Genomic DNA, 11,345 nt, shown 5'->3' with positions numbered 1-11,345 from the left:
GACGACGAGGTTGATAGGTTCGGGGTGGAAGCGCAGCAATGCGTGCAGCTGACGAATACTAATCGGTCGAGGGCTTATCCTAAACAACACGCTAAATGTTTTACACTTTGTCTTTCGCATCCAGTTTTGAGGGTAGCAATACCCGTATGTAAGCCGTTTGGTGGCGATGGCGGAGGGGAACCACGCGTTCCCATCCCGAACACGACCGTTAAGCCCTCCAGCGCCGATGGTACTTGGACCGCAGGGTCCTGGGAGAGTAGGACGTCGCCAAGCACGAGAAGCCTGTCGCAGTTTGCGGCAGGTTTTTTGTTTCGTTTTTTATTCAATAATTTAGATCGCGCCAAAGACCTTTTGTTCAGAGGGTCTTTGGCGTTTTATATTTCATATGCTTACCTACCGTATGCATAACTCCTATATAGGTCTTTTAAGCTTTATAGACGATATAGATTAGCTGTTTACTCGTGTTTGGAAGGGAAATTACCTAATGATTATCGGAGATAGGATTTTAAATAAGGACATTCCGTGACGATTGTTACTGAGTTTATAATATTATTTATCGCGAAATAAACGCAGTTTAACTTTTGAATAAGTAGCAAATAGCGAATTTTTAAGTAGCATAATATTTCTGAAAATATATCTCGTTTATGGGAATGAATAACTTCCTTAGCGCAATTTCAACTACAAAATATAAATAGTGATAGTGATGAGCTATCGATATCCAACCTATTTGATAATATTCTAATTAAAATATCTGTTTGATTTTGTAAAGTATTATTATAGTATGAATATATGCGTTCGGCTCTAAAGCGACTGTATTTTAGTTTGTTTTACAAATACTGTGGCGGTAATATGGACTTGCTGAGCTTTCTAAAAATGCGGAACGCAGCAGGAGGTTTTGGGGATGGAACAGTCTATTAAGACGTTGTTTGATCAAGTTGCAAAGGAATATGATGTACAGCGGCATCAGCTGATTCCCTGCTTTGATGAGTTTTATGGAACAGCTGTGAATTGGGTGCACACAACGAAGCAGAAGCCTCGTATTTTGGACCTTGGTGCTGGTACTGGCTTGTTCGCTGCGTTGGTTCAGCAAAAATACCCGCATGCTGAGTTTACCTTGATTGATTTAAGTGAAGAAATGATGAAAGTGGCTCGATCGAGATTTGATGACAGTCAGCAGCTCGAGTACATTGCAGCGGACTATACGAAGTACACATTTAAGCAAAAATATGACATCATTATTTCGTCCTTATCTATTCATCACTTAAGCCACGAGTCCAAGCAGGAGCTGTTTCATACCGTGTATGGGCTTCTGGAGGAGGATGGCAGCTTTATTAATGCTGACCAAGCTGCTGGAAGCTTGCCTTGCTTTGATCACGCTTATAAGAGCATATGGGAGCAGCAGATTGGCAAAGGGGAATTGACTGAGCAGGCCATACAGTCCGCGATTGAGCGCAGAAAGCTGGATCAGAACGCAACGGTCAATGATCAGCTGAAGTGGCTGCACGATAGTGGCTTTGCAGCCACTGATTGTGTCTATAAGCAGCATGAGTTTGCTGTTTTTGCAGCGTTTAAGCAAGCTCCTGAATATATTTAATCGGCAATGACATAATGGAGCAGACGGAGCTAGGTCTAGAACATATCGTCAAAGTAAATGTGTTTCTAACGAGTATGTATGATTTTAAAGCGATGAATGCCGTTTATGAAACAGATTTCACCGCACCTTACCCGGCGAGTAGGACAATCGGTGGAGCGGTGCTGCCGTTAGGAGCTGAAAAGAAATTGAAATGTTTTCATTCAAACGCTTAGCTTAATACCGTGCAGAAGGTTAAACTTGTAACCTCTTTTATTACAGACAATCCGCTGCTTTTAAATACAAAGCTGCTGCATGTAAGCGTAATGCTTCTATTTAGTGAGAAAATTCAGACAAAAAGCTTATTGCAAAACGGGAAAAGCTAGCCTTGTGCCAGCCTTGACAGCCCATGACCCCTCTGCTAATATTGCAATAATATACGTGAAGACGGCTCAATTTAAGGGAGGAACATATTCGTGTGGGAATCAAAATTTGCCAAGGAAGGCCTAACATTTGATGATGTGCTGCTCGTTCCAAGGAAATCGGAAGTACTGCCAAGAGAATCGGATATTTCGACAAAACTTTCTGCTAACATCAAGCTGAATATTCCATTGATCAGCGCAGGGATGGACACGGTTACGGAAGCAGCTCTTGCTATTGCAATAGCGCGTGAGGGCGGAATCGGCATTATTCACAAGAATATGTCCATTGCACAACAAGCGGAAGAAGTAGATCGCGTGAAACGCTCGGAAAGCGGCGTTATTACGAATCCCTTCTCGCTTACAGCAGATCACCATGTGTATGATGCGGAAGAATTAATGGGTAAATATCGCATTTCGGGCGTACCGATTGTAGATGCTGACAAGAAGCTTGTTGGTATTCTGACGAATCGTGACCTACGTTTTATACATGATTATTCCATTAAAATCCATGAAGTCATGACACGTGACAATGTAGTAACGGCTCCAGTCGGCACGACGCTTACTGAGGCAGAAGTATTGCTGCAAAAGCACAAAATTGAGAAATTGCCATTGGTGGACGATTCGAATACGCTCAAAGGCTTGATTACAATCAAGGACATTGAGAAGGCGATTCAATTCCCTAATGCTGCAAAAGATACCCATGGCCGCTTGCTTTGCGGAGCAGCTGTTGGTATTTCTAAAGATACAATGGATCGTACGGAAGCACTTGTACAAGCAGGCATCGATATTCTCGTTGTAGACTCTGCACACGGCCATCATATCAATATCATTGAGGCAGTTCGCAAAATCCGCAAGCAATACCCAGAATTGACGATTATTGCAGGTAATGTGGCTACAGGCGAAGCTACACGTGATTTGATTGAAGCAGGCGCATCTGTCGTTAAAGTCGGCATTGGTCCAGGCTCGATCTGTACAACCCGTGTAATCGCTGGTATCGGCGTACCACAGATTACAGCGATTTATGACTGTGCTTCCGTTGCTCGTGAATACAATGTTCCGGTTATCGCTGATGGCGGTATCAAATATTCCGGCGATATTACGAAAGCAATTGCAGCAGGCGCAAGCGCAATTATGATCGGCAGCTTGTTTGCAGGTACATCTGAAAGCCCTGGCGAAACAGAGATTTTCCAAGGCAGAAGCTTTAAAGTGTATCGCGGTATGGGTTCCCTTGGCGCAATGAAAGAAGGCAGCAAGGACCGTTACTTCCAAGAAAATGAGAACAAGCTAGTTCCAGAAGGCATTGAAGGCCGTGTGCCATTCAAAGGTCCTTTGTCGGATACCGTTCATCAGTTGCTTGGCGGCTTGCGTTCCGGTATGGGCTATTGCGGCACTTCAAACCTGGAGCAGCTGAAAAACGATACTCACTTTATCCGCATTTCGGGTGCAGGACTTCGTGAAAGCCATCCACATGATGTACAAATCACAAAGGAAGCGCCTAACTACTCGCTTTAATATCCCGACTAACGGGCCAGAGACAGACCACAAGAAAGCGGAACTTCGCTTTTGTCGGGTCTGTCTTTTTTTCTAAAGCAGGCATTGATTTAGATCCACTATTTTACATGGTAATTATTGCTCCAGGACAGTTTCAAGGGGTCTTAGCTGCTCAAATGGGCTTCCTGCAAGGGCTCAGCTGGAGAAAGGGGCTAAGCGCAGTAGAGGTTTAATTCCCCTGCTTGCATGTGATACAATTAACAACGACAAACTTTCGGATGAAAAGGGGAGAAGACGTTGAAGGCAAAGGTAAAGCCGATTAAACTGACATCGGTTGTCGCCGCTTTTATGGCGATGTGGTTGGTTATTCTGTCATTAGGGTCTGGTGCAGCAGCGGCTGCAGGTAAGGAAGATTGGGTCAATAACACTTTGGGCATGGAATTATCATCAGCCATTCTAATAGATGCAGATTCGGGACAAGTCATCTATGAAGTCAATGCGGATACGCCGCGTCCTCCTGCCAGCATGACGAAGCTCATGACGGAGTATATCGTACTTGAGGAAATTACGAATAAAAGATTAACTTGGGATCAGGTCGTTACCGTTAGTGAAGAAGCAGCGAATACTCCTGCAGATGGCTCGCAAATTTATTTGGCGCAAGGCGATCAGCATACGGTAAAGGACTTATATATTGCTATGGCAGTAGGCTCGGCGAATGATGCAACGATTGCTCTTGCTTCGCAAATTAGCGGTAGTGAGCAGAGCTTTGTTGCCAAGATGAATGAAACGGCGAAAGAGCTGGGCCTGACGACGGCTCATTTTACAAGTGCGACAGGCTTGCTTGATACAACCCTTATTTCGGCTCGCGATATGGCGAAGCTGGCACAAACGATTTTGAAAAAACATCCGGACTTTCTCGATTATTCGAAAATTCAGGAATACAAATTTCGTCAGCGGGATACAGCGACCATGAAGAACTATAACTGGATGTTGGAAACGAACAAAAGCAATACGTATTTACGTGCGTATGCCTATGAGGGCGTGGACGGCATGAAAACCGGCTATATTTCGGCAGCTGGTTATACGTTTACGGGTACTGTTAAGCGAGGCGATACGCGTTATATCAGCGTCGTAATGAATACAAAGTCAAAAGAAGCCCGTTTCTTTGAAACAGCGAAGATGTACGACTATGCATTCAACAACTTTGAGAAGAAATCGGTGCTTCCTGCAAAATCTGTAGTAGAAACGCTGGAATCGGTTAAAATTAAGAAGGGTGTCGAAAAAACCGTCCCAGCTGTTACCGAGTCCGACATCACTTTTACGGTGAAAAAGGGTGCTGAACCTAAGATTGAGCTGAAGGAAAGCAACATTTTGAAAGAGGAAGAACTGGTTGCTCCCATTACAGCTGGTCAGAAGCTAGGAACGGTCACTTATGAGTACACGGATGCTGAAGGAAACAAAGTGGACAGAACGGTTAATTTGATTGCCTCGGAGGATGTGGAAAAAGGCGGCTGGCTGCGTCTGATGTTCCGCGCTATCGGCCAATTTTTCGTCGGACTGTTCAATGATATTGTGAATCTGTTTTAATGACATAAATACAGGGAAAACAATAGTTGTCGATTAAGGAGCGTTCCTGTAAAATTAGTGCCTAGAGCAAGTATCGATATTATATTGGGAGCTAAGCGTAAACCTTTCAGAATGAAGGTCGCTGTGTAAAACCTTGAGGAGGATTTTTTAGAATGGAAACAGGAACTTCGCGTGTAAAACGTGGTATGGCTGAAATGCAAAAAGGCGGCGTCATCATGGACGTTATGAACGCTGAGCAAGCAAAAGTAGCAGAGGCGGCAGGTGCAACAGCAGTTATGGCGCTGGAGCGCGTTCCTTCGGATATCCGTGCAGCAGGCGGCGTTGCCCGTATGGCTGACCCAACCATCGTGGAAGAGGTTATGAAAGTCGTATCGATTCCAGTTATGGCGAAAGCGCGTATTGGCCACTATATAGAAGCGAAAGTGCTTGAATCAATGGGCGTTGACTATATTGACGAGAGCGAAGTTTTGACTCCGGCAGACGAAGTGTTCCACATTAGCAAAAATGAATTTACGATTCCTTTCGTATGTGGCGCTAAAGACCTTGGCGAAGCGCTTCGCCGTATTCAAGAAGGAGCAGCAATGCTTCGTACAAAAGGTGAGCCGGGAACAGGAAACATTGTTGAGGCTGTTCGCCACCTTCGTCTGATCAATGGTCAAATCCGTAAAATTCAAGGCTTGTCGAAGGACGAGCTGTATAATGAAGCGAAGGTTCTGGGCGTTGCTTATGACCTGCTTCTGGGCGTGCACGAGAGCGGCAAGCTGCCAGTCGTTAACTTTGCAGCAGGCGGCGTAGCAACACCTTCTGACGCAGCACTGATGATGCACCTGGGCGCTGACGGCGTGTTCGTAGGATCGGGTATTTTTAAATCCGACAGCCCGGAGAAATTTGCTCGTGCTATCGTAGAAGCTACAACTCATTACCAAGACTACAAATTGATCGCAGAAGTATCGAAAAACTTGGGAGCGCCAATGAAGGGTATTGAAATTTCCAAGCTGGACGCTTCGCAGCGTATGCAGGATCGCGGAATTTAAGCAACAAGCTTGGATAAGGTGAAACGGCCGAAAGCCGTCTTTTGGCGGCGCGGCGCGTTTCAGTCCGAGAAATATAAGCCCATTTATAAGGGGAAACTTATAAATTCTTATATTTTAAGAAAGGCGTGTAGGCGATGAAAATTGGTGTACTTGCGCTTCAAGGCGCAGTTGCAGAGCATATACGCAGTTTGGAGGCGGCGGGCGCGGAAGCGGTCGCCGTTAAACAAACCTCGCAGCTTGATGAGCTGCAGGGTCTTGTTATTCCAGGCGGCGAAAGCACGACGATAGGCAAGCTGATCCGCCAATACGGCTTCTTAGAAGCGATTCAAGCTTTTTCTGAGCAATCCAAGCCGATTTTTGGCACTTGCGCGGGAATGATTTTGCTTGCTGAACGTATTGAAGGACAAGAGGATGCGCATCTGAAGCTCATGGATATGACGGTGGAGCGCAATGCTTTTGGAAGACAGCGGGAGAGCTTCGAAACCGATCTCGACATTAAAGGCATTGATGAACAGGTTCGCGCGGTATTCATTCGTGCTCCTTTGATCAAAGAAGTTGGATCGCAGGTTGATGTGCTTTCGGAATACAAAGGAGAAATTGTGGCGGCTCGGCAGGGACATTTGCTAGCAGCATCCTTTCATCCTGAGTTGACCGATGATTACCGTTTGCATGCCTATTTTGTAGATATGATTAAACAATTGGCAGTGAGCCGGTAGCAGAGAGGAGTCCACCCAAGCGTGATAGATATAAAATGGCTGCGTAATGAATACGCAAAAGTAGAGCAAGGGCTGGTAAATCGCGGTAAATCGCTTGATTTAATCGCAGATTTCCCTGTTCTAGATACAAAGCGCCGTGACCTGTTGCAGGAAACGGAACAGCTGAAAAATCGCCGCAACACCGTATCGCAGGAAGTGGCGAAGCTGAAGAAGACAGGCGGCGATGCCGATGCGCTGATTATCGAAATGCGTGAAGTGGGCGATCGGATTAAGCAATTGGACGAGGAAGTTCGCTCTGTAGAGGTACAAGTGGACGAGCTTATGCTTTCGATTCCCAATGTGCCGCATGAAAGCGTGCCAATTGGGGCATCCGAGGATGATAATGTAGAGCTTCGCCGGATTGGCGAGCAGCCAGCATTTGATTTCGAGCCGAGAGCCCATTGGGATCTTGCACAAGAGCTTGGCATTCTTGATTTCGAGCGTGCAGCTAAGGTGACGGGCTCTCGTTTTACGTTTTATCGTGGTTTAGGTGCGCGTCTAGAGCGAGCGCTGATTAACTTTATGATGGATCTACATAGTGATAAGCACGGTTATGAGGAAGTACTGCCGCCTTATTTGGTCAACCGCGACAGCTTGATTGGAACAGGACAGCTTCCGAAATTCGAAGAGGATTTGTTCAAAATTTCCGACTCGGATTATTATCTGATTCCAACGGCCGAGGTTCCGGTTACGAATCTTCATCGTGAAGAGATTTTGTCGCTTGAAGAGCTGCCGAAGCATTTTGTAGCCTATAGCTCTTGCTTCCGCTCAGAGGCGGGTGCAGCAGGCCGAGATACACGCGGCTTGATTCGTCAGCATCAATTCAACAAAGTCGAGCTGATTAAGCTTGCGAAGCCGGAAGAGTCCTACGATGAGCTGGAGAAGATGACGGCGAATGCGGAGAAGGTGCTGGAGCTGCTGGGCTTGTCGTATCGCGTACTCGCTTTGTGCACAGGCGATATGGGCTTCACCGCTGCGAAAACCTATGACCTTGAAGTATGGCTGCCTAGTGCAGGCACATACCGTGAAATCTCCTCGTGCTCGAACGTAGAGGACTTTCAGGCGCGCCGTGCAGGCATTCGCTTCCGCAGAGACGTGAAGAGCAAGCCGGAATTCGTTCATACGCTTAACGGCTCAGGTCTTGCGGTAGGACGTACCGTTGCGGCTATTCTTGAAAATTACCAACAGGCGGACGGATCCATTGTCATTCCTGAAGTATTGCGTGCCTACATGGGCGGAATCAGCGTAATTGGACCTAAAGCCTAAAGTTTTTAAAGCTATACTATCCACAGGTTAAAGATGGGGTTGATTTTCATTTTTAACCTGTGGTATAATAATTTTTGTGATGATTTTATGTACGGAGAGGTACCGAAGCGGTCATAACGGGGCGGTCTTGAAAACCGTTAGGGGGCAACTCCACGTGGGTTCGAATCCCACCCTCTCCGCCAACTTAATAAATGATAACGTCCAACCTTACGGTTTGGGCGTTTTTTGTTGTCTGGGATTGGGGATAACGTTTGAGTAAGAGTTATCCCCAATATCCACTATTGCCATGTGGACAAAATGTATATAATGTGGATAACTAGCATGGAATGTGTATAAAACTGTGGATAACGCTATGCTTAAGCGTGTGATTATGCTGGATTTTGCCTGAATAATTGGCGGGCTCGCGCCGCATCTTATAGGATGTGGAGGTGTTGATAAAGATGGCTAAAAAAGATGAGCTGACCTACAGCCAGCCAGAGCTGGTGGAGGCATGGAATCGAACGCTGCCGGAAATGATGAACAAGCCGGATAAATGCCAGGTAGCAGCCGATGAGGCAGATCCAAAATCGCTGCGAATTACGATTCAGTCAGCGGGACACCAGTCGTATGAAATTGATTTTAAGGTAACCTATGTGGATAGCCGTGAAATTAAAGTAGAGCTTGTCGATGTGGAAAAGGATCATCAGGCTGTGGATGAACGCACAGATATTCTTCAACAACTGATTCATGATTATAAGCGTCATATCCATGAATGCGCCCAAGCGCTTGGGCAGCTTACACACGCTTAAAAGGAGGACGATGATATGAGCAAGCCAGACAGCGTGCCTGTACCTGAGGCGCAGCGTCAATCTCAAGACAAAAGAAGCCGCAATGATGACTCAGCCCAGCAGGAGCCTTTGTCCGGATCGAAAAAAACAAAGAAGAAAAACCATACTTCGCACCTAAATCCGGAAGGATCTTAAAATCGAGGTAATCATACAAAAGTCCCGTTTCTTCTCGAAGATTCGGGATTTTTTGGATATTGCTTCTATGTGCGGTCGTTTTGTTATAAAATAGGGGGGATGTCAATCAGAGATACAAATAGGGAGGATCAACTAGAATGAAAAACAGACTACATAAAGTGGCTATGCTATTTATCGCTGCTGCTTTAATTATTGTCGCAGGCTGCAGCGCGAGTGCGTCGCCTAAAGAATCTTTGGAGAAAGCTACTCAAAAAATGACGGAAGTCACCTCATATGAGTCCACAATGTCCTTTGGGATAGATGAGCTTACGGTGCCAGACGAATTGCTGCAGGGGGAGGGAGCTGGAGCGCAATACGCCATCAACCTGCTTAAAGGCGCTAAAGTAAATGTTAAAGCAGTATATCAAAAAGAACCGCTGCGCACAGATATGGAAATGGATATTACGGCAGCTGGCCTTTCTGTTAAAATTCCGATGATTTTGACTGACAAAAAGATGTATGTGAAAATTCCAGCGCTTCCGATGCTTATGCTGCCAGAGCAATACACGGACAAATTTGTGGAGATTGATCTGGAGGAGCTGTCAAAGCAAGCGGAAACAGGAGCCATGATGGACACGGCTGCCCAGCAGAAGCTTGGTCAAGAAGTGAGCGGCATTATTTTAAAACATTTTGATGAGAAAACGTATTTTTCTACGCTGAAAAAAGAAGATGCAGCGCTCCCTGAAGGAGTAGAGGCTGATCAAGTGGTTCGCTTCCAAATTAATGAAGGAAACTATCAGCAGGCTGTAGAAACCATCGTTAATCAAGTGCTTCCAGAGCTAATCGACACTTTGACGAAAAACGAAGATTTCATGAAAATGATAGATAGCACGAATGAGGATGTAACGAAGCTGAAGGCAGATTTTGAAGCCAACAAGCAAGAAACATTGGATCAACTGAAAGCAAACTTGAAAATCAATGATTTCTCTATTGTAGGAGCCATTAAAGATGGTTATTTATCGCAGCAGACTGCTAAAATCAACGTAGACTTTACGGATGAAAGCGGCGGTATCGTGAAAATTGGCGGTTCGTTAACAGCTGAATATCACAACATTAATAAAGCGCCTAAATTCCTGTATGAAATTCCGACCGACGCAGTTAAAATGGATGAGCTGATGTCTGGCATGGGACTAGGTCTGTAACTTTATAGCTTAAAATGATACAAAAGGAGCCGCCCATTCTAAGCGAATGAGCGGTTTTTTTATAACGCTGTGGCAGTAGTCTTAATGATACTATTGCTTTAAAAAGTAAAGTATATTACTATACGTATATGAGTTTAAAGGAGGAATTGTAATGCAAATAGATGTATGGTCAGATTTCGCATGTCCGTTTTGTTATATTGGTAAAAAGAGACTGGAGGGCGCATTAGCAAAGTTTGAGCATGGCAAGCATGTGAAGGTTGTGTTCCGCAGCTTTGAGCTGGACCCTAACGCCGCGATCAGCTACGAGCATGATGTGCATGAAATGCTGTCCCGCAAATACGGCATGCCACGCGAGAAAGCAATCGAGATGAACAGCGATTTGGCGAAGCAGGCGGCATCTGTTGGTTTGACCTTTAACTTCGATACGCTGGTGCTGACGAATACGTTTGATGCGCACCGCTTAACCCATTTTGCAGCAAAATACGGCAAGCAAGACGAGATGTCGGAAAGACTTTTCCGTGCATATTTTACCGATTCCAAGCATCTGGGAGAGCGCGATACACTTGCTGATCTGGCTGCCGAGGTTGGACTGGATCGTCAAGAGGCGCTTGCTGTGCTGGAAAGCGATGCTCATGCACAGGACGTTCGTGGCGATGAGGAGGAGGCTTCGCGAATAGGCGTGCGTGGCGTGCCATTCTTCGTCATTAATCGCAAATACGCGATATCGGGTGCTCAGCCGAATGAAGTGTTCCTGAATGCCATTAAGCAGGCTTGGGATGAAGCTTATCCGGCTCTGACCGTCATCAATGATTTGCCGAATGATGCGGATGGCGCAGCTTGCTCAGATGGCACTTGTGCGCCCTCGGCGGCTCAGGATGCTAATCCAGACAAGGCGTAATTTTATATATAGCGGAGTTTATAAATAGAAGCGGATTTCAGTGAAGGCTGGGGTGGCGGGCAAGTGACGCTGCTTCAGCTTTTTTTGAAATATAAGAATGTATAGGTATCACCTTGCAGGGGTCAAAAATATAATTTGTCCGAGGGTTGTCCTCTGGCCTTTATGATGAGAAAATGAGG

11 protein-coding genes, 1 tRNA gene and 2 rRNA genes are annotated in these 11,345 nt (G+C 45.7%); all 14 read left to right on the top strand.

From position 1 onward, the window contains the following. Window positions 1-82: ribosomal RNA gene (locus AC50YG_RS28025) — 23S ribosomal RNA — on the top strand; the annotation flags it as partial. Window positions 83-156: 74 nt separating this feature from the next. Continuing rightward, window positions 157-273 (top strand): 5S ribosomal RNA (gene rrf, locus AC50YG_RS28020). 628 nt (window positions 274-901) lie between these two features. Further along, window positions 902-1,594: a class I SAM-dependent methyltransferase gene (locus AC50YG_RS28015; protein ID WP_494831759.1), complete on the top strand. Its 693-nt coding sequence runs from the start codon at window positions 902-904 to the stop codon at window positions 1,592-1,594. A gap of 14 nt (window positions 1,595-1,608) precedes the next feature. Next, entirely contained in the window at window positions 1,609-1,806 is a 198-nt protein-coding gene (locus AC50YG_RS28010; RefSeq protein ID WP_494831757.1) for a Rid family hydrolase, read from the top strand. A 240-nt stretch (window positions 1,807-2,046) separates the two neighbouring features. Next, a complete protein-coding gene (guaB, locus tag AC50YG_RS28005; protein ID WP_473758607.1) occupies window positions 2,047-3,504 on the top strand; it encodes an IMP dehydrogenase in 1,458 nt (485 codons plus the stop codon). 276 nt (window positions 3,505-3,780) lie between these two features. Beyond that, window positions 3,781-5,070: a D-alanyl-D-alanine carboxypeptidase family protein gene (locus AC50YG_RS28000; protein WP_473758608.1), complete on the top strand. Its 1,290-nt coding sequence runs from the start codon at window positions 3,781-3,783 to the stop codon at window positions 5,068-5,070. A gap of 152 nt (window positions 5,071-5,222) precedes the next feature. Further along, entirely contained in the window at window positions 5,223-6,104 is an 882-nt protein-coding gene (gene pdxS, locus AC50YG_RS27995; protein WP_473758609.1) for a pyridoxal 5'-phosphate synthase lyase subunit PdxS, read from the top strand. 134 nt (window positions 6,105-6,238) lie between these two features. Next, window positions 6,239-6,820: a pyridoxal 5'-phosphate synthase glutaminase subunit PdxT gene (gene pdxT, locus AC50YG_RS27990; protein WP_473758610.1), complete on the top strand. Its 582-nt coding sequence runs from the start codon at window positions 6,239-6,241 to the stop codon at window positions 6,818-6,820. Window positions 6,821-6,841: 21 nt separating this feature from the next. Further along, entirely contained in the window at window positions 6,842-8,125 is a 1,284-nt protein-coding gene (serS, locus tag AC50YG_RS27985; protein WP_494831748.1) for a serine--tRNA ligase, read from the top strand. Window positions 8,126-8,218: 93 nt separating this feature from the next. Further along, a tRNA-Ser gene (locus AC50YG_RS27980) sits at window positions 8,219-8,307 on the top strand. Window positions 8,308-8,565: 258 nt separating this feature from the next. Then, window positions 8,566-8,913 carry a hypothetical protein gene (locus tag AC50YG_RS27975; protein WP_473758612.1) on the top strand — a complete coding sequence of 116 codons (348 nt, stop codon included), beginning with the start codon at window positions 8,566-8,568 and terminating at the stop codon, window positions 8,911-8,913. A gap of 15 nt (window positions 8,914-8,928) precedes the next feature. Beyond that, on the top strand, window positions 8,929-9,087 hold the full coding sequence (locus AC50YG_RS27970; RefSeq protein ID WP_473758613.1) for a small acid-soluble spore protein P: 159 nt from the start codon (window positions 8,929-8,931) through the stop codon (window positions 9,085-9,087). Window positions 9,088-9,224: 137 nt separating this feature from the next. Beyond that, a complete protein-coding gene (locus tag AC50YG_RS27965; RefSeq protein WP_494831740.1) occupies window positions 9,225-10,268 on the top strand; it encodes a hypothetical protein in 1,044 nt (347 codons plus the stop codon). A gap of 151 nt (window positions 10,269-10,419) precedes the next feature. Next, entirely contained in the window at window positions 10,420-11,166 is a 747-nt protein-coding gene (locus AC50YG_RS27960) for a DsbA family oxidoreductase (protein ID WP_473758615.1), read from the top strand. The last annotated feature ends 179 nt before the right edge of the window (window positions 11,167-11,345 follow it).

The organism is Paenibacillus sp. J31R34, from assembly GCF_059383715.1.
Note: the sequence above shows the minus strand (reverse complement) of the source record. Positions and strands in the feature narration are given on the sequence as shown.